Origin of the sequence: Streptomyces sp. NPDC015532 (assembly GCF_043078065.1) — a bacterium.
GTDB lineage: Bacteria > Actinomycetota > Actinomycetes > Streptomycetales > Streptomycetaceae > Streptomyces.
This window is the reverse complement of record NZ_JBIBSY010000010.1, coordinates 24,769-46,617: the sequence shown is the minus strand read 5'-3', so window position 1 is coordinate 46,617 and position 21,849 is coordinate 24,769. Positions and strand designations below refer to the sequence as shown.

25 protein-coding genes are annotated in these 21,849 nt (G+C 71.6%); 12 read left to right on the top strand and 13 right to left on the bottom strand.

All coding sequences use genetic code 11. The annotated features are described in order from the left end of the window. Positions 1 to 69 precede the first annotated feature (69 nt). From ACF07B_RS26860 to lnt, 7 genes are all read left to right on the top strand, one after another. Positions 70 to 531 (top strand): winged helix-turn-helix transcriptional regulator, encoded by a 462-nt coding sequence (locus tag ACF07B_RS26860; RefSeq protein ID WP_392180811.1) that lies wholly within the window; start codon positions 70 to 72, stop codon positions 529 to 531. A gap of 193 nt (positions 532 to 724) precedes the next feature. Then, positions 725 to 1,600, top strand: a complete 876-nt coding sequence (locus tag ACF07B_RS26855) for an undecaprenyl-diphosphate phosphatase (protein ID WP_392180810.1) — start codon at positions 725 to 727, stop codon at positions 1,598 to 1,600. 43 nt (positions 1,601 to 1,643) lie between these two features. Then, positions 1,644 to 2,045: an NUDIX hydrolase gene (locus tag ACF07B_RS26850; protein WP_392180809.1), complete on the top strand. Its 402-nt coding sequence runs from the start codon at positions 1,644 to 1,646 to the stop codon at positions 2,043 to 2,045. A 120-nt stretch (positions 2,046 to 2,165) separates the two neighbouring features. Beyond that, positions 2,166 to 2,357: a hypothetical protein gene (locus tag ACF07B_RS26845; protein ID WP_392180808.1), complete on the top strand. Its 192-nt coding sequence runs from the start codon at positions 2,166 to 2,168 to the stop codon at positions 2,355 to 2,357. Between the two features lie 268 nt (positions 2,358 to 2,625). Next, a complete protein-coding gene (locus ACF07B_RS26840) occupies positions 2,626 to 2,805 on the top strand; it encodes a hypothetical protein (RefSeq protein WP_151470596.1) in 180 nt (59 codons plus the stop codon). A 209-nt stretch (positions 2,806 to 3,014) separates the two neighbouring features. After that, entirely contained in the window at positions 3,015 to 3,497 is a 483-nt protein-coding gene (locus ACF07B_RS26835; protein WP_392180807.1) for a nuclear transport factor 2 family protein, read from the top strand. Between the two features lie 204 nt (positions 3,498 to 3,701). After that, the gene (gene lnt, locus ACF07B_RS26830; protein ID WP_392180806.1) at positions 3,702 to 5,288 is read left to right on the top strand and encodes an apolipoprotein N-acyltransferase; all 1,587 of its coding nucleotides are present in this window, start codon (positions 3,702 to 3,704) and stop codon (positions 5,286 to 5,288) included. Here the strand turns inward: lnt and ACF07B_RS26825 are convergent. Further along, complete coding sequence (locus ACF07B_RS26825; RefSeq protein ID WP_392180805.1) at positions 5,206 to 6,117, bottom strand: Gfo/Idh/MocA family protein; 912 nt, start codon at positions 6,115 to 6,117, stop codon at positions 5,206 to 5,208. The genes lnt and ACF07B_RS26825 overlap by 83 nt on opposite strands. 229 nt (positions 6,118 to 6,346) lie before the next feature. Between ACF07B_RS26825 and ACF07B_RS26820 the strand changes: the two genes are divergently transcribed. Beyond that, complete coding sequence (locus ACF07B_RS26820) at positions 6,347 to 6,808, top strand: hypothetical protein (protein WP_392180804.1); 462 nt, start codon at positions 6,347 to 6,349, stop codon at positions 6,806 to 6,808. A 151-nt stretch (positions 6,809 to 6,959) separates the two neighbouring features. Here ACF07B_RS26820 and ACF07B_RS26815 read toward each other — a convergent pair whose 3' ends face one another. The 7 genes from ACF07B_RS26815 to ACF07B_RS26785 all read right to left on the bottom strand — a co-directional run bounded on the left by ACF07B_RS26815 (position 6,960) and on the right by ACF07B_RS26785 (position 13,240). Continuing rightward, positions 6,960 to 7,517, bottom strand: a complete 558-nt coding sequence (locus tag ACF07B_RS26815) for a hypothetical protein (protein WP_369484294.1) — start codon at positions 7,515 to 7,517, stop codon at positions 6,960 to 6,962. A 122-nt stretch (positions 7,518 to 7,639) separates the two neighbouring features. Beyond that, a complete protein-coding gene (locus ACF07B_RS26810; protein ID WP_392180803.1) occupies positions 7,640 to 8,323 on the bottom strand; it encodes a uracil-DNA glycosylase in 684 nt (227 codons plus the stop codon). A gap of 178 nt (positions 8,324 to 8,501) precedes the next feature. Continuing rightward, a complete protein-coding gene (locus ACF07B_RS26805) occupies positions 8,502 to 10,082 on the bottom strand; it encodes an ABC transporter substrate-binding protein (protein ID WP_369484291.1) in 1,581 nt (526 codons plus the stop codon). Between the two features lie 250 nt (positions 10,083 to 10,332). Then, the gene (locus ACF07B_RS26800) at positions 10,333 to 11,094 is read right to left on the bottom strand and encodes an SDR family oxidoreductase (protein WP_384241454.1); all 762 of its coding nucleotides are present in this window, start codon (positions 11,092 to 11,094) and stop codon (positions 10,333 to 10,335) included. Between the two features lie 17 nt (positions 11,095 to 11,111). Beyond that, positions 11,112 to 11,873: a 3-oxoacyl-ACP reductase FabG gene (gene fabG / locus ACF07B_RS26795; RefSeq protein WP_362407876.1), complete on the bottom strand. Its 762-nt coding sequence runs from the start codon at positions 11,871 to 11,873 to the stop codon at positions 11,112 to 11,114. 204 nt (positions 11,874 to 12,077) lie between these two features. After that, positions 12,078 to 12,461: a DUF3037 domain-containing protein gene (locus ACF07B_RS26790; RefSeq protein ID WP_392180802.1), complete on the bottom strand. Its 384-nt coding sequence runs from the start codon at positions 12,459 to 12,461 to the stop codon at positions 12,078 to 12,080. Next, complete coding sequence (locus ACF07B_RS26785) at positions 12,458 to 13,240, bottom strand: HipA family kinase (RefSeq protein WP_392180801.1); 783 nt, start codon at positions 13,238 to 13,240, stop codon at positions 12,458 to 12,460. The genes ACF07B_RS26790 and ACF07B_RS26785 overlap by 4 nt, the downstream gene beginning before the upstream one ends. A gap of 221 nt (positions 13,241 to 13,461) precedes the next feature. Between ACF07B_RS26785 and ACF07B_RS26780 the strand changes: the two genes are divergently transcribed. Further along, entirely contained in the window at positions 13,462 to 13,911 is a 450-nt protein-coding gene (locus ACF07B_RS26780; protein ID WP_362407870.1) for a Rieske (2Fe-2S) protein, read from the top strand. Between the two features lie 41 nt (positions 13,912 to 13,952). On the opposite strand, the gene ACF07B_RS26775 is transcribed toward ACF07B_RS26780, so the two are convergent. After that, the gene (locus tag ACF07B_RS26775) at positions 13,953 to 14,591 is read right to left on the bottom strand and encodes a cysteine hydrolase (protein WP_392180800.1); all 639 of its coding nucleotides are present in this window, start codon (positions 14,589 to 14,591) and stop codon (positions 13,953 to 13,955) included. Between the two features lie 209 nt (positions 14,592 to 14,800). Between ACF07B_RS26775 and ACF07B_RS26770 the strand changes: the two genes are divergently transcribed. Further along, on the top strand, positions 14,801 to 15,268 hold the full coding sequence (locus ACF07B_RS26770; protein ID WP_328454784.1) for a pyridoxamine 5'-phosphate oxidase family protein: 468 nt from the start codon (positions 14,801 to 14,803) through the stop codon (positions 15,266 to 15,268). A 187-nt stretch (positions 15,269 to 15,455) separates the two neighbouring features. Here ACF07B_RS26770 and ACF07B_RS26765 read toward each other — a convergent pair whose 3' ends face one another. Then, a complete protein-coding gene (locus ACF07B_RS26765) occupies positions 15,456 to 16,358 on the bottom strand; it encodes a LysR family transcriptional regulator (protein ID WP_369484768.1) in 903 nt (300 codons plus the stop codon). Positions 16,359 to 16,433: 75 nt separating this feature from the next. Between ACF07B_RS26765 and ACF07B_RS26760 the strand changes: the two genes are divergently transcribed. After that, positions 16,434 to 17,369, top strand: coding sequence for a DMT family transporter (locus tag ACF07B_RS26760; protein WP_384236709.1), 936 nt, complete (start codon positions 16,434 to 16,436; stop codon positions 17,367 to 17,369). Between the two features lie 87 nt (positions 17,370 to 17,456). On the opposite strand, the gene ACF07B_RS26755 is transcribed toward ACF07B_RS26760, so the two are convergent. Next, positions 17,457 to 18,788 (bottom strand): aminotransferase class I/II-fold pyridoxal phosphate-dependent enzyme, encoded by a 1,332-nt coding sequence (locus ACF07B_RS26755; protein ID WP_369484770.1) that lies wholly within the window; start codon positions 18,786 to 18,788, stop codon positions 17,457 to 17,459. A gap of 35 nt (positions 18,789 to 18,823) precedes the next feature. Between ACF07B_RS26755 and ACF07B_RS26750 the strand changes: the two genes are divergently transcribed. Further along, entirely contained in the window at positions 18,824 to 19,513 is a 690-nt protein-coding gene (locus ACF07B_RS26750; protein WP_392180799.1) for a pyridoxamine 5'-phosphate oxidase family protein, read from the top strand. 40 nt (positions 19,514 to 19,553) lie between these two features. On the opposite strand, the gene ACF07B_RS26745 is transcribed toward ACF07B_RS26750, so the two are convergent. Both ACF07B_RS26745 and ACF07B_RS26740 read right to left on the bottom strand, forming a co-directional pair. Next, positions 19,554 to 20,552 (bottom strand): DMT family transporter, encoded by a 999-nt coding sequence (locus ACF07B_RS26745; RefSeq protein ID WP_392180798.1) that lies wholly within the window; start codon positions 20,550 to 20,552, stop codon positions 19,554 to 19,556. Between the two features lie 202 nt (positions 20,553 to 20,754). Beyond that, complete coding sequence (locus ACF07B_RS26740; RefSeq protein ID WP_384236719.1) at positions 20,755 to 21,765, bottom strand: DMT family transporter; 1,011 nt, start codon at positions 21,763 to 21,765, stop codon at positions 20,755 to 20,757. Positions 21,766 to 21,849 lie beyond the last annotated feature (84 nt).

The window sequence follows — 21,849 nt, the reverse complement described above, 5'->3', positions numbered from 1 at the left end:
AACCCACTAAGTGACCCAAGAGTAACCCAGTGAGTTGGAACATCCAACCCACCTTCGTAGACTGACGGCATGAAGGAGCCCCGCCCCTGCTCCATCGCCGCGACACTCGCCCTCGTCGGCGAGAAGTACTCCCTGCTGGTCCTGCGCGAGGTGTCGCTCGGCGCCACCCGCTTCGACCAGCTCGCGCGCAACATCGGCGCTCCCCGCGACGTGCTGACCGCCCGGCTGAAGCGCCTCGTCGACGCCGGGCTGCTGGAGAAGGCGGAGTACAGCGACCGTCCCAAGCGCTACGAGTACCGGCCCACGCGGGCGGGCCTCGAACTGGGACCCGTCCTGCTGATGCTGATGTCCTGGGGGGACCGGCACCTCCAGGAGGGCGGCTTCCGGCCCATGGTGCTGGAGCACACCTGCGGCCACGAACTGGTCCCCCAGGTCGTCTGCCGGGAATGCGGCGAGCAGGTCGAACACGAATCCCTCACGTCCCACCCCCAGGTCCCGGGCTGGACGGTGACGGGCCCCGTTCCGGAGTAGCCACCGCACCGGGATCCCGCGGCCGGCGCCGTCCCGGACACATCGGAAGGCCTCCGCGGAAGTCCCCGAAACCCCCCTGGCCGGGCTGTCACCGGCCCCGGTTAGGCTTCCCTCAGCGTCCGCGATCGCCGTTCACCGCGATCGGGCGTGCCCATCTCCCTTTCCACGATCAGCACTTGGACCACGTAACTTCATGTCTTGGTTTCAATCCCTCGTCCTCGGACTCGTCCAGGGGCTGACCGAATTCCTTCCCGTCTCCTCCAGCGCGCATCTGCGGCTGACCGCTGCCTTCGCGGGCTGGGACGACCCCGGTGCGGCGTTCACCGCGATCACGCAGCTCGGCACGGAGGCGGCGGTGCTGATCTACTTCCGCAAGGACGTGGGCAGGATCCTGTCGGCGTGGTTCCGCTCCCTCACCGACAAGGCGATGCGCCGCGACCATGACGCCCAGATGGGGTGGCTGGTGATCGTCGGCTCCATCCCGATCGGGGTGCTCGGGGTCACGCTCAAGGACCAGATCGAGGGGCCGTTCCGCGATCTGCGGGTCACCGCCACGATGCTGATCGTGATGGGCGTCGTCATAGGCATCGCCGACCGGCTCGCGGCCCGCGACGAGACGGGCGGCAGACACCGGGCGGCCAAGCAGCGCAAGGGACTCGAAGACCTCAGCACCCGGGACGGCCTGCTGTACGGCGTCTGCCAGGCGATGGCCCTGGTCCCCGGCGTCTCCCGGTCCGGCGCGACCATCAGTGGCGGCCTGTTCATGGGCTACAGCCGTGCGGCGGCCGCCCGCTACTCCTTCCTCCTCGCCATGCCTGCCGTCCTCGCCTCCGGCGTCTTCGAGCTGAAGGACGCGGCCGCGGAGGGTCATGTCTCCTGGGGGCCCACCGCCTTCGCGACGGTCATCGCCTTCGCCGTCGGATACGCCGTGATCGCGTGGTTCATGAAGTTCATCTCGCACAAGAGCTTCATGCCGTTCGTCTGGTACCGGATCGCTCTCGGCCTCGTCATCATCGGTCTGGTCGGCACCGATGCCCTCAGCCCTCACGCGGCCGAGTCGTCGGGCTGAGGGGATCACCGGTCGCCGCTCCCTGGGGGAGGGTCGAGGTCGTATGCCTGCTGATGACGCGACGGTCGCCGGCGCGGTGATCGTGCACGCCGGGCGCGTGCTGATGATCCGCCGCACTGCGCCCGCGGGCTCGCTTCTCTGGACGTTCCCGTCGGGGAAGGTCGAGGCGGACGAGTCTCCGGCGGACGCGGCGGCCAGGGAGGCCTTGGAGGAGACGGGGGTCACCGTGGAGCCGGGGTCGGTGCTGGGCGAGCGCGTACATCCGCTCACCGGTCGGCGGGTGGTCTACGTCGCCTGCCGTCTGGTGTCCGGTGAAGCGTGGGCGGCCTCTCCCCGGGAGGTGGCCGAGGTCGCCTGGGCACGGCTCGGGGACCTTCACCGGCTGGTTCCGGACGGCGTTTTCGAGCCCGTGCGGACGTACCTCGACAACGTGCTGCCGCACTGACACGGCGCCCCCCGGTACCCGTCCGTGGTGCGGTGACCTGAGCGGTAGGCCGTCTGGCCGAACGCTTCTGCGGTTCGGGTTGCGGCGCCTTAGCGTGGTCTCTCCGACTGGAGGTGGAGCATGCCGAAAGATCCCGCGCTGGGCCGGTTGGGCACGGAAGCGCGCAGTGTGAAGTTCCCGGACGGCAGCCGCGGGGTCATCCTGGTGAGCGCCGGTATTCCTCAGGAGGAGGCGGAGGCGCTCGCGGAGCGGGTCTGGGCGGAGCGGGCGGAGACGGGTGGAGACGGGCGGGCCCAACGGTTGACGTCCTGACAGCCCCGGAAGCATCCCGTCGCGGCACACCCGCCCGTCCCGGCCGTCCCGCCCGTCCCGGGTGGATGCCGCCAGGACGGGCCCGCACGTTTCCCCGGCCGTTTCGCTCCCCCTCCCGGGGGACAGGCCCGAAACGACCAACTCAAGCCACAGGAAAGGGAGTTCGGCCACCGAAGAGGCCCCGCGCGGAAAGACCGTGACGCAGCACATACGACGTGAGTAGCCGCCCGGTAGCGCAGTGTCAGTCCTTGCGCCTAGGCTGGTCCGCATGTCCCCCGATGTCACTCCGCCTGGTTCCGTGCGGTCTGCCGCCGCGTTGAACGAACAGATCCGCGCCCTGTGGACGCGGACAGGCGGCTCCCTGTCCGCACAGGAGCGGGCGGAGTACGAGCTCCTGATCGTGAAGTGGGCCGAGGCGATACGCGGCGAGATCATCGAAGCGGCGTAGATCCCTTCACCCTTCCGCCACGCACGGACTCACCGCCCGCCCACCCTCGACGACGTCCCGATCCCGGGCGCCACTTGCCCCACGGGCCCTCCACGACCGTGCGGGCGACGCCGGCCCAGGACGAGCGGCGCCGAACCGAACTCCACCGGACACGGAATACCCCCGCCCAGCCCCTTGGCGTGGCAGGCGCAGTGGCCAACACTGAGCCGATGACGCAGCGTGTGGAGCTCGCGACCGTGCTGGACCGGTTCTCCGTGGACGAGATCGTCACCGCGTACGCGGTGGCCGTGGACGACGGCGACTGGGAGGGATACCGCGGGCTGTTCGCGCCGAAGGGCCGCGCCGACTACCGATCGGCCGGCGGCATCGAGGGGGACGCGGCCGAGGTCGCCGAGTGGCTGGAGCAGAGCCTGGACCTGTTCGCGATGCGCCAGCATCTGATCGTCAACCGACGGGTGCGGTTCGGCGTCCTGGACCAGGACACCGGCGACACGGCCGAGGTGCGGGCGGAGTACATCAATCCGATGCGGTTCGCGGGGCAGGACGACGACTCCACCGCGCCCGACCTCGTGTGCGGCGGCCGCTACACCTTCGGCCTGCTGCGCACCGGCGACGGCTGGCGGCTGCTCCAGGTGGTCGTCCAGGAGAAGTGGCGCCGGATGGCACAGCCTCCGCACACCCCCAACACCTGAGTCGCCCGCGCTCGGTCCCTGCCCGCGGGTTCCCGCCCGGGCTCCGCGCCCCCGGCGTGCCCGTGGCCACCGGCGTGTCGCCGCCCGGCTCCGCGACCCAGGGACGCCCTCCCGCCGACGCGCCCCCTTCCGATCACCACGCCCCCTGTCGTAGATCGCCGCCGACGCGCACACTGGAGGCACCCCGGGGCAGGGAGGCGAAGGATGAACAGGCCCGACCGTGCGTTCGGCCCATGGCTGGTCTCCCCCTGGCGGCGCGGTGTCGTCGCCTCGCTGGCCGGCGCGCTGCCGATGCTCGCGTTCCCCGCCCCGTCGTGGTGGTGGTTCGCGTACGTGGCCGTGGTGCCCTGGATCCTCCTGGCGCGCTCGGCCCCCACGGGCAGGCAGGCCGCGTACGACGGCTGGTTCGGCGGGTTCGGTTTCATCCTGGCCGTGCACCATTGGCTGCTGCCGAGCCTGCACGTCTTCACGGTGGTCATAGCGGCGCTGCTCGGCGCGCTGTGGGCTCCGTGGAGCTGGCTCGTCCGGCGGTTCCTGGCCGGGGTGCCCTCCCCCGGCCGGGTCGGCGCCGCCCTGCTCGTTCTGCCGTCGGGATGGCTGATGGTCGAACTCGCCCGGTCCTGGCAGGGCCTGGGCGGTCCCTGGGGGCTGCTCGGATCGAGTCAGTGGCAGGTCGAGCCGGCGCTGCGGCTGGCCTCGGTCGGCGGGGTGTGGCTGCTCAGCTTCCTCGTCGTGGCGGTCAACGTCGCGGTCGCCGTGCTGGTCTCGGTGCGTGAGTCGCGTATGCCCGCGGTGGCCGGACTCGTCGCGACGGCCGCCGCGACCTCGGCGGCCTGGGCCTGGTCGCCGCGCCCGGACGTCGACGGCCGGGTGCGGATCGCGGTCGTGCAGCCCGGCGTCGTGGACGGGAGCACGAGCGGCGACAAGCGCTTCGCACGGGAGGTGGCGCTGACGCGTGAACTCGCGGGCCAGGGCGCGGACCTGGTCGTCTGGGGCGAGAGCAGTGTCGGCTTCGACCTGGCCGACCGGCCCGATCTGGCGGTCCGCGTGGCCAGGTTGTCCCGCGAGATCGGCGCCGACATCCTGGTGAACGTCGACGCGCGCCGCTCCGACCGGCCGGGCATCTACAAGAGCTCGGTCCTGGTGGGGCCGCACGGCCCGACCGGCGACCGCTACGACAAGATGCGCCTGGTCCCGTTCGGCGAGTACGTGCCCGCGCGCTCCCTGCTCGGCTGGGCCACCTCCGTCGGCAAGGCCGCGGGCGAGGACCGCAGGCGGGGCACCGAACAGGTGGTGATGAACGTCGGGCACGGGCTGCGCGTCGGTCCCATGATCTGCTTCGAGTCGGCGTTCCCCGACATGAGCCGCCGCCTCGCCCAGGACGGCGCCGAGGTGCTGGTCGCCCAGTCCTCGACGTCGACGTTCCAGCACAGCTGGGCCCCCGAGCAGCACGCCTCCCTCGCGGCGCTGCGGGCCGCCGAGACCGGCCGGACCATGGTGCACGCGACGCTCACCGGCGTCTCCGCCGTCTACGGCCCGGACGGCGAACGCGTCGGCTCCTGGCTCGGCACGGACACGAGCGGCGCGACGGTCTACGACGTGCCGCTGGCCCGGGGCGTCACGCCGTACGTCCGGTTCGGCGACTGGCCGGTGCACGGCGCCCTGCTGGTGATGGCGGCACTGTGCGTGGCGGAAGGCGCCCGCACGTTCAGGCTGCGGCGGGCCGCTCCTGAACCGCTCGTACCACCCGCTCGCACAACTCGTGAGTCGCCAGCGCGTCCCGGGCGCTGAGCACCTTTCCCGAGCGCACGGCGTCGAGGAACGCGAGGACCGCCTGCTCGATGCCGCGCTGCCGGGCCACCGGCACCCAGTCGCCGCGCCGGCGCACGGTCGGCTGCCCCTTGTGGTCGATCACCTCGGCGAGGTTGACCACCTGCCGCTTGGTGTCCTGGCCCGAGACCTCGAGGATCTCCTCGCTCGATCCGCTCAGCCGGTTCATCACGCCGAGTGCCGTGAATCCGTCCCCGGCGAGCTGGAGCACCACATGGTGCAGCAGCCCGTCCTCGGCACGGGCCCGCACCGTCACGTCGTCGACCGGACCCGGCACCAGGAAGCGCAGGGTGTCGACGACGTGGATGAAGTCGTCGAGGACCATGGTGCGCGGCTCCTCGGGCAGCCCCGTGCGGTTCTTCTGCATCAGGATCAGCTCGCGGGGGTGTTCGGCACACTGCGCGTACGCGGGTGCGTGACGCCGGTTGAAACCGACCGCGAGGCTGACGTCGCGCTCCTCGGCGAGCCGCACGAGCCGCTCCGACTCCCCCAGCTCGTACGCCAGCGGCTTGTCGACGTACGTGGGTACGCCCGCCTCCAGCAGCCGGGTGACGATCTCCGGGTGGGCGGCGGTGGGCGCGTGCACGAACGCCGCGTCGAGCTCCTGGGCCAGCAGCGCCTCCAGGTCGCCGTGGCGCTGGGCCGGTGGCAGGTGCAGGCTGTCGGCGACCCGGTCGAGCGTGGCGGGCGTCCGTGTCTGGAGATGCAGTTCGATCCCGGGCTGCACGCCGAGCACCGGCAGATACGCCTTCTGCGCGATGTCGCCGAGTCCGATGCAGCCGACCTTCACAGGAGTCTCCTTCAGTCACCGACGCGGGGTCCGTCGGAAGCATACGGCCGCCGCGTCGGCCGTACGGCCGGTGTTCGCGCGGAAGGTCCGCGGCACGGGCGCGGGCCGTGTTCAGCCTGTCAGCTCGCTGATGCCCGTGCCCGCCGGAGGAGCGGAAGGATCACCCGTGCGGGGCATCCCGCGCCTCTCCGTTCCCTGGAAGCGGTCCGGAACCAGCAGAGTTGGGCGGGTGCATCGAACGACGACGACCGCGACGCTCCTGGTCGCCGTGGCAGTCACCGCCCTCACCGGCTGTGTGACCGTCCAACGGCCGCCCTCCTCCGGACCTCCCGCCGCTCCGGCGGGGCGTACCGCGCCACATCCGGACAGCAAGGGGGGACCCCGGATCGTGCAGGCACCGGCTCGGGAGGCGCTGGAGCGCGTCGGCCCCTCCCCGGAACCCTCGCCCGAGGCGGCGGCCCGGCACCGGGTGGCTCCCCCGCCCCGGGCCGTGGCACCCCCTGCGCCCGAGCGGCATGCCCGCCCGGCCCAGCGTCCCGAGCCACGGCACCCCCGGCGCCGTACGGCCGTGCCGCCCGGCGTTCCCGACCTGGGGAAGCGTCCGGACGTGTGCGCGCTCGGCAGGAAGTACGGGGGCTGGAACGCGAACAGCCCGGAGGCGGTCCTCTGCGCGAAGACGTACGGCAACTGACGGCGCCCGGGCACCGTCGCGGCGAAGGCTCCACTACCGGGGCGCACCGAAGCCGGACTCCGGTAGCGGAGCGCCTGCGTACCGCACCACGACGTCCCCTGAACAGGCGTACCCGTGCTCGGGAGCGGTGCGCGTGCCGGACGGGGGTTGTTCAGGGCCGCTGTCTAGGCGGGCCCAGCGTCTCACCGCCCGGTCCGTCGAAGCGGTCGGATCCGCCGGCCCCCGGCGAGGTGCCGGTGTCCCGAAGCCGCAGCTCCAGGCGGCCGATCGCCGCGCGGACGCCGTCTCCGTACCGGTCGTCCGCGAGGGCGCCGGCCGCGCCGCGGGCCCGGCGCAGATGAGTACGGGCGGCCTCCGAGCGGCCGAGCTTCGCGTAGTCGGCGGCGAGGTTCAGATGCAGCGAGGGGTAGAACGCGCGCACGGCGAGCGACTGGTGGGGCTCGGCGACGCGGACGTCGCTCAGCTCCTCGGCCGCCGACAGGGCCCTCAGGTCCCAGGCGAGTTCGTCGGCGGGGTCGTCCTGGGTGTCGGCCATGTAGTGCGCCAGTGTGCAGCGGTGGAGGGCGTCGCCGCCGTCCCCGATCTCCCCCCACAGAGCCAGGAAACGGCCCCGGGCCTCCTCGCGGTCACCGGCGTGGTGCAGCATGACGGCCTGTCCGATCCGGGTCATCATGGCGTCCGGCGCCGCCTGCTCCTGCTGCTCCGCCACCGCGTCCTCCAGGCTCGTCACTGTCCCCCACGAAGCTAGCCGGAGCCGGTGACAATCCCGCTCAGGCGCCCCCGTACGCCGCTGGGCCAGGCCGGTGACGGTCCTGGCCCGCGGCTCGGCGGTCAGCCCAGGTCGGGGATGCGCCAGTCGATCGCCTCATGGCCCTGGGCGGCCACGGCCTCGTTGATCTGCGTGAAGGGACGCGAGCCGAAGAACTTCTTCGCGGACAGCGGTGAGGGGTGTGCCCCCTTCACCACGACGTGCCGCTCCTCGTCGATCAGCGGGAGCTTCTTCTGCGCGTAGTTGCCCCAGAGGACGAAGACGGCCGGGTCGGGGCGGTCGGCCACCGCGCGGATGACCGCGTCGGTGAACTTCTCCCAGCCCTTGCCCTTGTGCGAGTTCGCCTCACCGGAGCGGACCGTCAGCACCGCGTTGAGCAGCAGCACGCCCTGTTCGGCCCACGGCATCAGATAGCCGTTGTCCGGGATCGGGGTGCCCAGCTCCTCCTTCATCTCCTTGTAGATGTTCCGCAGCGACGGCGGTGTCTTGACTCCGGGACGGACGGAGAAGCACAGGCCGTGTCCCTGGCCCTCGCCGTGATACGGGTCCTGGCCGAGGACCAGCACCTTGACCCGCTCGTACGGAGTGGCGTCGAGCGCGGCGAAGACCTCCTCCCGGGGCGGGTAGACGGGACCCTTCGCGCGCTCCTCCTCGACGAACTCGGTGAGTTCCTGGAAGTAGGGCTGCTGAAGCTCGTCGCCCAGGACGCCGCGCCAGGACTCGGGCAACATGGCGATATCGGTCACGTCAACTTCCTTCGATGTGCGGTGACTTCCAGACCACAGAACCTACCGTCGCCCACTGACAATCGGTCCCGGGCCCATGCCCGGGCCGAACGACGGGTACGGTGTGCTCCCGCAGGCACCGCGGGGGCACGCGGGCAGGTCCCTCCGAAGCCCCCGCGTCACCCGGTCCCCGGGCCCGCTACCAGCTGGTCTTGCGGTCCAGCTCCCACATCATCATGATCGTCGAGGGGTCCAGGGCCCGCTCTCCGCCCGAGATCTCCTCGCTCGCGGCCACGTACTGCCTGCCCTGCCACAGGGGCAGCAGCCGGGCGTCACCGACGAGGATCCGCTGGGCCTCCTCGAACTCCTTGACCACCTCCCCGCGATCGCGCACGGCGCGCGACTGCGGCAGCAGGACGTCGGTGATCCGCGGGATCGGGTAGGGCGTCCCGAGAGCGTTCCGCTCCCCCACGAAGGGCGCGATGAAGTTCTCGGCGTCGGGGAAGTCGGGGAACCAGCCGCGGCCGAACACCGGGTACTCGCCGCTGCGGTAGCCCGCTTCGTACGTCTTCCAGGGGCGGCTCCTGAGCGTGACGCTGAACAGGCCGGAGCCATCGAGCTGGCGCTTGAGCTCGCTGAACTCCGGGGCGGTCTCGGAGCCGTAGCGGTCGGTCGTGTACCAGAGGGTGAGCGGGACGCGTTCGTCGATGCCCGCGTCGTGCAGGATCTTGCGGGCCTTGGACGGACTGGGGCTGCCGTACTGGTCGAAGTAGCCGGTGGTGTGCCCGGTCAGTCCGGCGGGGACCATCGAGTAGAGCGGGTCGACGGTGTCCTGGTAGACCTTGTGCACGATGGCCGGTCTGTCGACGATCTGCGCGATCGCGTGGCGGACGGCGGGCTTCCCCGCCCACGGGTCCCTGGGGTTGAAGACCAGGTAGTTGATCTCGGTGCCCGCCCCGTCGATGAGCTGGAGGCCCTTTCGGTCGCCGTGTCCCTGGAGGGCGACGATGTCCGAGGCGGCGAGGCCGCGGTAGGTGACATCGATCTTCTTGTCCCGCAGAGCTCCGACCAACTGGGCCGAGTCCTGGAAGTAACGGATCGTCACCGCGCTGTTCTTGCGCTTGGCGAAGCCGACGTAGTGGTCGTTCCTGACGAGTTCGGCCCGCTTGCCCTCCGCGTAGGAGCGCAGGGTGTAAGGCCCGGAGCCGGAGACCTTGTCGCCCTCGCGCAGGGCGTCGGCGGGGTAGTCGTCCGGGTCGACGATCGACATCGCCGGCGTGGCCAGCACCAGCGGAAAGGTGGCGTCCGGCTTGGCGAGGTGGAAGACGACGTCACGGCTGCCCAGCACCTGGACCCGTTGGAGACTGCCCAGCAGCCCGGCGGGGCCGCCGCTCACTCCGATCTTCCTGATGCGGTCGATCGAGTACTTGACGGCCGACGCGTCGAGCGGGTCGCCGTCGGAGAACGTCATGCCCGGGCGTAGTTCGCAGCGGTAGGCGGTGTTGGTTCCATCCGTGAACCCGCACGTCGCGGCGGCGTCGGGCCGCGGGGTGAGCGAGCCGGTCGGGTAGCTCAGCAGCGTCTGGTAGATGTTGCGGAACAGTTCCCACGATCCGTCCCAGGAGGCCGCCGGGTCCAGGGTGCTGGGGGCGCTGGTGGTGCCCACCACGATCGGCCCCTTGTCGGCAGGCGAACCCGAGGAGAACGCGCCGCACCCGGCCACCAGGGTTATGGACGTGATCGCCGCCAGCTGTCGCAGGTATCGGTTCCGGTTGAACACGTACACGCTCCTCGATCTGCCGTACCAAGGGTCGGCAGACCATACCGCAGCGCCCCGCCAGGGAACCGTGTTTCCCTGACAGGGCACTTGATCAGCATGTATGTGACTACGTTGTCAGAATCCGGTGAAGGCGTCGGCACTCGGGCACCCGGACTCCGGCCCGCTCGACGCGGGCTGAGTGTTTGTCAATTTTCAACAAGAGGCCGGTCGGACGTCGCCCGCGCGCGGGGAACGTCCGACCGGCCTCGTGTCACTCGACTCCGGCGTTGAGGAACATCCCGCCGTCGACCACGAGCGTCTGGCCGGTGACCCAGTCCGACTGCTGCGAGGTGAGGAACGCGGCCGCGCCTCCGATGTCGGAGGGCACGCCGAGCCGGCCGAGCGGGTAGGCCGCGGCGGCCTCCGCCTCCCGGCCCTCGTAGAGTGCGGCAGCAAACTTCGTCTTCACCACGGCGGGCGCGATCGCGTTGACCCGCACCTTGGGCGCGAACTCGTGCGCGAGCTGCACCGTCAGGTTGATCATCGCCGCCTTGCTGACGCCGTACGCGCCGATGAAGGGCGAGGGCGCGAGACCGGCCACGGAGGCGATGTTGACGATCGCGCCGCCGTTCTCGCTCTGCCAGGCCTTCCAGGTCTGCTGGGCGAAGCCGAGCGCGGAGATGACGTTGGTCTCGAAGACCTTGCGCGCCACGTTGAGGTCCAGCTCGGCGATCGGCCCGAACACCGGGTTCGTACCGGCGTTGTTGACCAGGAAGTCGACGCGCCCGAAGGCTTCCATGGCGCGCTCGACGGCGGTGGCCTGGTGGGCCTCGTCGTGGGCCTTGCCGGCCACACCGATGACGCGGTCGGAACCGAGCGTCTCGACGGCCTCCTTGAGGGCGTCCTCGTTGCGGCCGGTGATGCAGACGCGGTCGCCGCGGGCCACGAGGGCCTCCGCGACGCCGTAGCCGATGCCGCGGCTCGCACCCGTGATGAGCGCGACCTTGCCCGAGAGTTCGGGGAGCGTGGTCATGTGTGTTTCCCCTGCGTCTAGTTGAGCGGTCCGCCGGCCACGTACAGCACCTGGCCGGAGACGAATCCGGCGGCCTCGCCGGTGAAGAAGGCGATGCTGTTGGCGATGTCGTCGGGGTTGCCGACACGCTGCACGGGGATCTGGGTCGCGGCCGCGGCCTGGAAGTCGTCGAAGTCCATCCCGACGCGGGCGGCGGTGGCGGCGGTCATGTCGGTGACGATGAAGCCGGGCGCCACGGCGTTCGCGGTCACGCCGAACTTGCCGAGCTCGATGGCCAGGGTCTTGGTGAAGCCCTGGAGACCGGCCTTGGCCGTGGAGTAGTTGGCCTGGCCGCGGTTGCCCAGCGCCGACGAGGACGACAGGTTGACGATGCGGCCGAACTTGGCCTCCACCATGTACTTCTGGACGGCCTTCGCCATCAGGAACGCACCGCGCAGGTGCACGTTCATGACGGTGTCCCAGTCGGACGCGCCCATCTTGAACAGCAGGTTGTCACGGAGGACACCCGCGTTGTTCACCAGGATGGTCGGCGCGCCGAGCTCCTCGGCGATCCGCGCGACGGCGGCCTCCACCTGGGCCTCGTCGGAAACGTCGCAGCCGACCGCGAGAGCCCTGCCGCCGGCGGCGGTGATCTTCTCGACGGTGTCCTTGCACGCGGCCTCGTCGAGGTCGATCACCGCGACGGCGCGGCCCTCCGCGGCCAGTCGTACGGCGGTCGCGGCACCGATGCCGCGCGCGGCACCGGTGACTACGGCGACGCGCTGCTCAGTGGTGGACATTGCTGGTTCTCCTCGCCCTTGGAAAAGCCGGCCCAAGCCCGGCCAAGCTGTCTCGACAACCTTGCGGCACCTTCGGGAGCCCCGAAGGACCTGCGGCTCACACGGTACGCCCGTCCGGTGAGCGACCGCTTAGTACCTTCAGCAGACGTGACGCTAGAAGCCCTGGCACCCGGTGTCAACGGCGCACCGCGCGCATGTGATCCATTACCTGACCAGGAGCTGGAGCAACCGCTCGGTCTCGGCCTCGGGATCGGCGGTCAGGCCGGTGTGCACGGGACCCGGCTGCACCACCGTCGAACGCGGCGCGATCAGCCAGCGAAAACGCCGTCCGGCATCGTCGCCCGCCGCCTGACCAGCGGCTTTCCCTCCGGCGCAGACGCCTTCGACGGCTCGCAGCGCGGCTCGTACGCCCCGCACGTCCGCGTCCGGGTCGAGCGCGAGCAGCTTGTTCTCGTCCAGATGGGTGCGGGCCGCGACGAAGGAGTGGGCGCGGCAGTACACCAGCACGCCCGCGTTGAAGCACTCGCCGCGCTCGACCCGTGGCACCACGCGCAGCAGCGCGTACTCGAAGACGTTCCGCTCGTTCACTTGTCCCCCTTCGTGCCGTCGATGCCGTCGACGCCCTTGATCCGCTCGTGGATGACCGCGGCGCGCGCCAGCAGCGGCCGCGCGTAGGCGCGTCGCAGCGCGTCCACCGTGTCGAAGCCCGGCTCGTCCGCCAGCCAGGCCTCGGGGATCTCGGCCGTGACCTCGGCTAGCAGGTCCTCGGTGACCAGCGGGGCCAGTTCGGCGGCGGCCGAGGCGATGTCGGGGCCGAAGGGGGCGAGCGCGTGGTCGGAGATGTCGTACGGCTTGGCGGCGGAGGCCTCGGCGCCGGGCCAGTGGTGGTGCCAGATCATCGTGGCGCCGTGGTCGATGAGCCACAGATCGCCGTGCCACATCAGCAGGTTGGGGTTGCGCCAGGAGCGGTCGACGTTGTTGACCAGGGCGTCGAACCAGACGATCCGGCCGGCTTCCTCGGCGCTCACCTCGAAGGCGAGGGGGTCGAAGCCGATGGCGCGGGGAAGGAAGTCCATCCCGAGGTTCGGCCCTCCGCTCGACTTCAGCAGGTCCTGGACCTCCTGGTCCGGTTCGCCGAGCCCGAGGACCGGGTCGAGGCCGATCGTCACCAGTCCGGGCACCCGCAGGCCGAGCCGGCGGGCGAGTTCACCGCAGACGACCTCCGCGACGAGCGTCTTGCGCCCCTGTCCGGCGCCCGTGAATTTCATGACGTACGTCCCGAGGTCGTCGGCCTCGACGAGTCCCGGCAGCGAGCCGCCCTCGCGCAACGGCGTGATGTAGCGGGAGGCGTTCACTTCCTTGAGCATCGCCCCAGGTTACTGGGGTGGTCCCGCCCGGGGGACGCGACCCGGTGACGGTGACCGGAGCGGTGCCCCGTGTCGGGGGCGAGCGGGGATCGTGGCCCCGCACACCCGGCTGTCGGCGCGCTGTGGATCAGGTCAAGAAGTCGCCATTGCCTGAACAGGACGCACGGGTGGACCGTACCTCTGAGCAGATCCAGATCATGTCCGCTGAAGGGAAAGCCAGCATGACCAGCGAATCGCTTCACTCCGCGCAGGCCCCTGCCCGACGCACCGTCGTGGCGGCGGTCGGCGCGGCAGGGCTCGCCGTCGCGCTGACGGCGTGCGGGGCGGACGACAACGCCTCCGACACCGTGGGCTCCGACAACGGCGCCGGCGGGAACGCGGCCGGTACGGAACTGGCCAAGACCAGCGACATCCCGGAGGGCGGCGGCAAGGTCTTCGCCGACAAGGGGGTCGTGGTGACCCAGCCGACGGCGGGCACGTACAAGGCCTTCTCGTCCAAGTGCACCCATCAGGGCTGTGCGGTCAAGGGCATCGCGAACGGTGTCATCACCTGTCCTTGTCACGGCAGCGAGTTCTCCGCCACCGACGGCAGCGTGAAGAAGGGGCCCGCGACGACCGGACTGGCCGCCGCGGACATCACCGTCGACGGGGGCGCCATCAAGCTCGCCTGACCGCCGGTACCGGCCGCGGGGCCACGCGCGGCTCCGGGGCGTCAGCGCCGTCGTCGTTCGAAGCAGGCGAGCACGTCGTCGGTGGTCGTGATGGTGGCGACCAGCGCGAGCGTGTTCCGGACCATCGCGGGGGTGTACTCGGAGGGCACCCCCGCGATGGCGTCCGCGGGAACGACGACGGTGTATCCGCGGTTCACGGCGTCGAACACTGCGTTGGGAACGGCGATGTTGGCCGAGACCCCCGTCACGACGAGGGTGCGGCAGCCCAGGTTGCGCAGCAGCGGGTCGACGTCGGTGCCCGAGATCGGCGACAGACCGTGCAGCCGGCGTACGACGAAGTCCTCCTCGGCGACCTCGACGGGCGGCGCGATCCGCACGGCCGTCGTGCCGGTCAGCTGCCGCACGGGCAGTCGTTCGGCCGCCCGGAACAGCCGGGCGTTGTGGTTGGCGCCGCGGCCGTCCGGGCGGCGCTCGGCGACCGCGTGGATCACCTGCACCCCGCTCTCGTGCGCGGCGGCCACCAGCCGGGCGATCCGGGCGAGCGCTCCGGACGACCGTGCCTCCTGGGCGAGTTCGGGCAGCGCGCTGTCCGGGCCCACGACGCCCTGCTGGCACTCCACGGTGAGCAGTACGGTGCCGGTGGGGTCGAGGAGTTCACTGAGGTGCTCGGACGACGGCATGGCTCTCCTTGTCGTCGCGGTTCGGGACGGCGGAGCGTAACGACCATTGCGCGAGGACGGAAGACGGCTCATGATTTCCTGACGGAACGTCAGAAAGCTTTACCGGAAGCGCCGACGGACAGAACCGGTACACACGACATGATCGGCAGGACCTGGCCGATGCACAGGAACAAGAGACCTGGCCGATGCACAGGACAAGAGGGGACCGTATGACCGTCACGCAGCGCAGGGGCCGGAAGATCATGATGACTCCCGGTGAACTGGACGAGTTTCTCACCACCCAGCGCACCTGCCGTGTCGCCTCCGTGTCGAAGGACGGAGTCCCGCATGTGAGTGCCCTCTGGTTCACCTGGGACGGCACCTCGTTGTGGCTGTACTCGGTGGTGCGCAGCAAGCGCTGGGTGCAGCTGAGGAACGACCCCCGGGTCGCGGTGGTGATCGACTCCGGTGAGGAGTACGGGGAGCTGCGGGGTGTCGAGCTGTCCGGCACGGTGGAGTTCGTCGGCGAGTTCCCGCGCACCGGGGAACTGTGCGCCGAACTCGACGTCCCGGAGACGCTGTTCGCCCGCAAGAACTTCGGCCTGGAGGAGATGCCGCACGACGGCCGGCACGCGTGGATGCGGCTGACCCCGGCGGCGATCGCCTCGTGGGACTTCCGCAAGCTCCCTCCGCTGTAGCCGGGCCGGCCCTTCCGTGCTGTAGCCGGCCGGCCGCTCCGCCGCCATGGCCTGGCCGACCCTCCACGGCTACAGCCGGGCGGCTCCCCGCCGATGACGCGGCCGGACCGACCGGTCCCGCCCAGGCGGCCGGAGTGGGCCAGCCGCCCCACCGGCGCGACCGGAGCCGATTCACCTTCGCCTCCCGCTACTCGACGGCCGCTCCGGCCTTGCGCAAGGCGTCCACCGCCGCCCTGATCGAGGGCCGGCGGTCGGCGTCGGCCCGCCAGACGACGTAGACATGGCGACGCACCCGCTGCCGGACCGGCACCGTGACGACCCCCTCGGGCATCGGACGGCGCCCGAGGAGCGGGGCCACGCACACTCCGAGCCCCGCGGCGACGAGTCCGAGCTGGGTGTGCGTCTCCCCGGCGCGGTGCCCGATGCGCGGCTCGACGCCCTGGGAGCGCAGCGTGAACATCAGCCATTCGTGGCAGAACTCGCCCTCGCCCCAGGTGATCCACTCGTCGTCGGCGAAGTCCCCGAGGTCCACCTCGCCGCGACCGGCGAGCCGATGGCCGGCCGGCATCGCCACATCGGCGGGGTCGTCGAGGATCGACGCCTTCACCAGTCCGTCGGGCAGGGGCATCGGCTTGTTGTACCAGTCGAGCACGACCGCGAGGTCCAGGTCCCCGCGCACCACTCCCGCGACCCCGGCCTCCGGCTCCAGCTCGCTGGAGCGCACCCGCAGCGTCGGGTGCTCGGCGCGCAGTTCCGCGAGCGCCGCCGGGAACAGTCCGCGCGCCGCGGTCGGGAACGCGGACAGTCTCAGCTCACCGGCCACCTGACCGCGCTGTGCCTCCAGGTCGGACTGCGCGAGCTCGACCTGGGACAGGATGCGGGCCGCGTGTTCGGCCAGGAGCCGCCCGGCGTCGGTCAGGCGCACGCCCCGGCCGTTCTTGGCGAGCAGCTGCTGTCCCACCTCGCGCTCCAGCTTCGACATCTGCTGGGAGACGGCGGAGGTGGTCACATGCAGCCCCTCGGCCGCGCCGCTCACCGAGCCGTGCCGGGCGAGGGCGTCGAGGGTGCGCAGTCGCTCCAGATTCAACATGTAAGTAATGCTACGAGATATCGCTTGAGAATTCTCGCTTGTGCTACGAGATCGTTCTGCCTCATTCTTGACGGCATGAGCACCGTCGCCTCCCCCCGCCCCGTCACGCCGAACGGCGTCGCACCCCGCCGCCGCACCGCCCTCGACTGGCGGATCCGCTTCGGCGTCCTGTCGCTGATCTGGGGCTTCAGCTTCCTGCTCATCAAGGTCGGCACCCACGGGTACGCGCCCTTCCAGGTCACCTTCGGCCGACTGCTGTTCGGAAGCGCGGTGCTCGTGGCGGCGATGGCCGTGAAGCGGGAGCGGCTGCCGCGCGGGGCGCGGACATGGGGGCACCTCGCGGTGGCGGCCCTCCTGCTGAACGCGCTGCCGTTCTCGCTCTTCGCCTACTCCGAGCTGACGATCCCGTCCACGCTCGCGGGGATCTGCAACGCGACGTCGCCACTGTGGGGCATGGCCCTGTCCCTGGTCGCCCTCTCCGAGGACCGGCCGACCCGGCGCAGAGTGGCCGGTCTCGGCATCGGCTTCCTCGGCGTCCTGACGGTCCTCGGTGTCTGGCAGGGCTTCCACGGCCTGGACGCCACGGGCACGGCGATGGCCCTGCTGGCGTCGCTGAGCTATCCGGTCGGCTGGATATACGTCCGCCGGACCCTCGCGGGCACCGGCCACTCGCATCTGTCGATGACCGGCGCCCAACTGCTCCTGGCCACCGCCCAACTGGCCTTCGTCACCCCGCTGTTCACCACGTTCCCGAGCCGTGTCGCCTGGGTTCCGCTGCTCGCGATCGCGGCTCTGGGGGCACTCGGCACCGGTCTGGCCATGCTCCTCCAGTACGGCATCGTCGCCGAGGTCGGCCCGACGACGGCCCAGATGGTCACGTACTTCATCCCGGTCATCGCCACCGCGGCCGGTGTGGCGATCCTCGGCGAGTCGCTGGCCTGGTCGACACCGGTCGGCGCGGTGATCGTCCTCGCGGGCGCCGCCCTGACCCAGGCGAAGCCGCGCCACTGACGCCCGGGGCGCCCGGCGCCCCCGCAGCCCGCACCCCCGCGGCCCGGCCCCATGACACCGCCGTCCACGCTCGCCCGGTGACGCGGCTCAGATGTAACGGCGTGCGGGGGCCGGGCCCACGGCGGACGCGACGGCGTCCGCGAGCGGCCCGGCGTCCTCGGGCCGCAGCGTGGAGACGGTGATCCGGATGCCCGGCGGCGAGCTCATCCGGAAACGGGCTCCGGGAGCGACCGCCCATCCGCGGTGCAGCAGCCGGGAGACGGCCCCGGTCTCGTCCGGTACGGGGATCCAGACGTTCATCCCGCTGCGTCCGCGCGCTTCGACACCGCGTTCCCGCAGTGCGTCGATCAGCATGTCGCGGCGCGCCCCGTAGGCCGCCGCGACGACCCCCGCGTCGACCGTGCCGGAGGTCCACAGGTGGACCACGGCCTTCTGGAGCAGCCGGCTCACCCAGCCGGGGCCGAGCCGCTGCCGCCCGTGCACCCGGTCGACCGTGACGGGGTCTCCGGTGAGCACGGCGAGCCGGAGATCGGGCCCGTACGCCTTGGCGACGGAGCGCACGAAGGCCCAGTTGTGGGTGATTCCGGCGAGCGGATGCAAGGGCAGGTCGACGATCCGATGGCCGTGGTCGTCCTCGATGAGCAGGGTCCGCGGGTACGCGCGGAGTACCGAGCGCAGGTCACTCGCGCGGGCGGCGGTGACCGCGGCGCCGGTGGGGTTCTGCGCCCGGTCGGTGACGATCAGGGCCCGTGCCCCGGCCGCCAGCGCGCGCCGCACGTCGGCCGGGAGCGGGCCGTCGTCGTCGACACCGACGCCGGCCGTACGCAGCCCCAGCGCCGGAAGCAGGTCGAACAGGCTGCCCCAGCCGGGGTCCTCGACGGCCACGGTGTCGCCGGGCCTGAGGTGGGCCATCAGCACACGCTCGATCGCGTCGAGTGATCCTGAGGTGACGACGACCGGCCCCGCGGGCACCCCGTCCGCGTCGAGCCCCGCGCGGGCGAGGCGCTCCAGCTCCGGCTCGACGGCGTCCTGCCCGTACTGCACGGGGTGGCGGTCCGACTCCCGGGCCGCCACCGCGAAGGCCTCGGAGAGCGCGGGCAGCAGGGCCGGATCGGGATTGCCCTCGCCCAGGTCCCGCACGCCCTCGGGCGCCTCGACGCGCAGGTGTTCCCGGCCCGTGGTGGCCGGCTTCGGGCGCACCCGGCTGCCCCGGCGGCCGGCGGTCTCGATGACCCCGCGTTCGCGCAGCGTGCGATAGGCCGCCGCGACCGTGTTCGGGTTGACCCCCAGCTCCTCCGCCAGCTCTCTCATCGGGGGCAGGAGTTGCCCCGGCTCCAGATCCCCCGCTCCGACCGCCCGCTCCACGTCGGCGGCAATCTCTGCTGCGCGACGCCCTTCGATCCGATACTCTCCTAGCACAAAAAACATTATGCACTAATGCAATGGAGATGGCGATGTCGGAGACAAGCACCCAGCCGAGCGCGACGGGGCCCGCTGCCTACACCCCGACCGACCGCACTGTCCCCACCCGCTCCAGGGAACGCGCCGCGTACGACCGGGAGCTGGTGCACGCGATACTCGACGAGGGGTACGTCTGCCATCTCGGGTTCGTCCGTGACGGCGCGCCCGTCGTTCTGCCCACGCTGTACGCACGGGTCGGCGAGCGGCTCTACGTGCACGGCTCGACGGGATCGCGTCCGCTGCGGATGACCGGCCGGCCCGACCCCGGGCTGGCCGTCTGCCTGACCGTGACCCACGTCGACGGACTGGTGCTGGCCCGCTCGGCCTTCCATCACTCGATCAACTACCGCTCCGTGGTCGTGCACGGCATCGCCCACGAGGTGACGGACCCCGGGGAGAGGGTCCTGGCACTGGACGCGCTGGTCGACCACATCGTCCCCGGCCGCTCGGCCGACATCCGTCCCGCCAACGCCAAGGAACTCGCCGCCACGGCCGTGATCAGCCTGGATCTCGACGAAGTCTCCGCCAAGCTGCGCACCGGCGACCCGAGCGACGAGCCCGAGGACCTCTCCCTTCCCCACTGGACCGGTGTGGTCCCGCTGGCCAAGGGGTACGGCGCCCCGGTCCCGGCGAACGACCTGGCACCGGGCATCGAACTGCCCGGCTATCTGAAGACCCTGTGAGCGCGGGGCCCTCTCACCCCGTGGGCCGAGAGGGCCCGGGTCAGACGAGAAGGGCCTCCTCGGGCGCCGCGATCCGTTCGGCGCCCGCGGCACGCGCCTCCGCCACCGCGAGTCCGGCGACCGAGCCGAGCATCAGCAGGGTGCCGACGAGTGTCGCCGGGGTGAGCCGCTCGCCGAGCAGCCCGACGGCGAGCACGGCCGCGCAGACCGGCTCCAGGAGCATGATCACGGACACGGCGGCGGAGCGGACGACGGCGGCGCCGGCGAAGAACAGCGCGTAGGCCAGCGCCGTCGGGACGGCGGCGATGTAGGCCAGCAGTGCCGACAGGAGAACAGGCCGGGCGGTGTGCGGGATCAGCCCCTCGGCGAGCCCGAACGGCAGCAGGCACACGGTGGTGACGGCGAACGCCCACACCGTCGTGCTCGACCCGTCGACGCGGCCGTCGCGCCCCCACCACCGGGTGAGCAGCGTCATCGCGGAGTATCCGGCCGCGGAGAGCACCGCGAGCAGGACACCCCAGGGACGCACGGTGGCGTCCCCGCCGCCCAGGACCAGGACGCCGAGTCCGGTCAGCGCCCCGAGCACGGCGGCGCTCCCGCCCCGGCCGAGACGCTCCCCCATGGCCAGCCGGGCGCCGACCGCGATGAGAACGGGCCCCGCGCCCAGGGTGACCACGGTCGCCACCGCCAGGCCGGTCGCCTCGACGGCGGCGAAGTAGGCGGTCTGGAAGAGGGCCAGCCCGAGGCCGGTCAGACCGATACGCAGCACCTTGGTGCCGAGGGGCTCCCGCACGGCGGGGCGGACCACGCGCCGCCCGGGGAGACGGCGCGGGCGAAGGGCCGGACCACGGCGCAGACGTACGGCGAGGAGCAGGGCGAGTCCGCCCGCGCAGCGCCAGAAGGAGAGGGCGACCGGCCCCATGTCACTGGCCCGGTAGACCAGTGACGCGGCGGCACCCGCGGTGCCCCAGGCGGCACCGGCGACGATCAGATAGAGCAGGCCTCGCCCGACGGGCAGGCCGACAGCGGTGTTCGACACGTGTTCTCTCCGCAGTTCCGCAGAAGTTCGGGAAGGGACCGCGTCGCAGCCCGTGCCACGGGGGCAGGGGCGTACGGAAGGTCCTCGGACTTCTTCTGCGGGCAGCGCCGTTCCGCCCGGCACGGGGCCGGGCGGTGTTCCGGTACGCCCGCCTCAGGCGGCCGGAGGCGGAAGAACGAGCGTCGCAGGCATGATCAGCACTTTAGACGGCCGTTCCGTTGGCCGACAACTCTCGTCCGGTCTCGCTCGCCCCCCGCGCGACCGGCTCCTGCGAGGGTTTCGCCGGGGCCGACGACTGCGCGATGAACGCGCCGAGCAGGACCACCGCTCCGCCGACGATCTGGGGCGCCGAGAGGTGTTCACCCAGCAGCACCCATGCCAGGACCGTGGCGATCACCGCTTCGAGACACGCCACCACGCCCGCGACCTGCGGGGAGAGCCTGCGCACGGAGAGGACGCCGGTGGCATAGGCGACGACGGTGGCGACGAGGACGATCCAGCCGAGGAGCAGGGAGGCGGGCACGGACGTCCCGTCCATGTCCGCGCTGCCCCCGAGAACGGACCACCGCATGGTCCAGGGGCGCGCGACCGCGGTCAGCACGAGGGTGCCGACGAGGAGCCCGTACGCGATCACGCCCAGCGGGTCGGGTGCCTCGTCGCCCGCGTCGCTGCCCTGGTCGGACAGGACGAAGTAGCCGACCTGGCAGCAGGCGGCGCCCAGCGCGAGCACCAGTCCGAGGGCATCGAAGCCGAGCCCCGACCACACCTCCACCACACAGGCGAGTCCGCCGGCCGCGAGGACGACTCCGAGAGCCGCGGCACGGGTGACGGGCCGGCGCTGCACGAAGCGCACCCAGCCGAGCACCAGCGCGGGGGCGAGGTACTCCACGAGGAGGGCGACGCCCACGGGGACACGGGAGATCGCGGCGAAATAGCAGGCCTGGACACCGGCCACGCCGAGGAGCCCGAAGCCGGCGAGCAGCGCGGGGCGTCGCTTGACCAGCGCCCGGTGCCGCACGGCGACCGGCAGCATGACGAGCGCGGCGCCGGCGACCCGCAGCCACACCACGTGGAGCGGGTCGAGCCCTGCCTCGATCAGCGGCTTGGCCGCGACACCCGATCCGCCGAAAGCGACCGCCGACACGAGCGCCAGGCCCAGACCGACGCCTCTTCCGTGGTTGCCCTGACTGCCCTGAGACGTATGCACCGGCACATGATGACAGGCGACGACATGACCGTCACCCCCGAAGACACCTGTCTCAGCGACTGGACTCCGGAACGAGCCCACGCCGTCCGC

What these genes read in the sequence shown, in the direction of transcription:
- ACF07B_RS26860 (WP_392180811.1), top strand. Translation starts at nt 70, where the DNA reads ATGAAGGAGCCCCGCCCCTGCTCCATCGCCGCGACACTCGCCCTCGTC.
- ACF07B_RS26855 (WP_392180810.1), top strand. Translation starts at nt 725, where the DNA reads ATGTCTTGGTTTCAATCCCTCGTCCTCGGACTCGTCCAGGGGCTGACC.
- ACF07B_RS26850 (WP_392180809.1), top strand. Translation starts at nt 1,644, where the DNA reads ATGCCTGCTGATGACGCGACGGTCGCCGGCGCGGTGATCGTGCACGCC.
- ACF07B_RS26845 (WP_392180808.1), top strand. Translation starts at nt 2,166, where the DNA reads ATGCCGAAAGATCCCGCGCTGGGCCGGTTGGGCACGGAAGCGCGCAGT.
- ACF07B_RS26840 (WP_151470596.1), top strand. Translation starts at nt 2,626, where the DNA reads ATGTCCCCCGATGTCACTCCGCCTGGTTCCGTGCGGTCTGCCGCCGCG.
- ACF07B_RS26835 (WP_392180807.1), top strand. Translation starts at nt 3,015, where the DNA reads ATGACGCAGCGTGTGGAGCTCGCGACCGTGCTGGACCGGTTCTCCGTG.
- lnt (WP_392180806.1), top strand. Translation starts at nt 3,702, where the DNA reads ATGAACAGGCCCGACCGTGCGTTCGGCCCATGGCTGGTCTCCCCCTGG.
- ACF07B_RS26800 (WP_384241454.1), bottom strand. Translation starts at nt 11,094, where the DNA reads ATGACCACGCTCCCCGAACTCTCGGGCAAGGTCGCGCTCATCACGGGT.
- fabG (WP_362407876.1), bottom strand. Translation starts at nt 11,873, where the DNA reads ATGTCCACCACTGAGCAGCGCGTCGCCGTAGTCACCGGTGCCGCGCGC.
- ACF07B_RS26785 (WP_392180801.1), bottom strand. Translation starts at nt 13,240, where the DNA reads ATGCTCAAGGAAGTGAACGCCTCCCGCTACATCACGCCGTTGCGCGAG.
- ACF07B_RS26780 (WP_362407870.1), top strand. Translation starts at nt 13,462, where the DNA reads ATGACCAGCGAATCGCTTCACTCCGCGCAGGCCCCTGCCCGACGCACC.
- ACF07B_RS26775 (WP_392180800.1), bottom strand. Translation starts at nt 14,591, where the DNA reads ATGCCGTCGTCCGAGCACCTCAGTGAACTCCTCGACCCCACCGGCACC.
- ACF07B_RS26770 (WP_328454784.1), top strand. Translation starts at nt 14,801, where the DNA reads ATGACCGTCACGCAGCGCAGGGGCCGGAAGATCATGATGACTCCCGGT.
- ACF07B_RS26765 (WP_369484768.1), bottom strand. Translation starts at nt 16,358, where the DNA reads ATGTTGAATCTGGAGCGACTGCGCACCCTCGACGCCCTCGCCCGGCAC.
- ACF07B_RS26760 (WP_384236709.1), top strand. Translation starts at nt 16,434, where the DNA reads ATGAGCACCGTCGCCTCCCCCCGCCCCGTCACGCCGAACGGCGTCGCA.
- ACF07B_RS26750 (WP_392180799.1), top strand. Translation starts at nt 18,824, where the DNA reads ATGTCGGAGACAAGCACCCAGCCGAGCGCGACGGGGCCCGCTGCCTAC.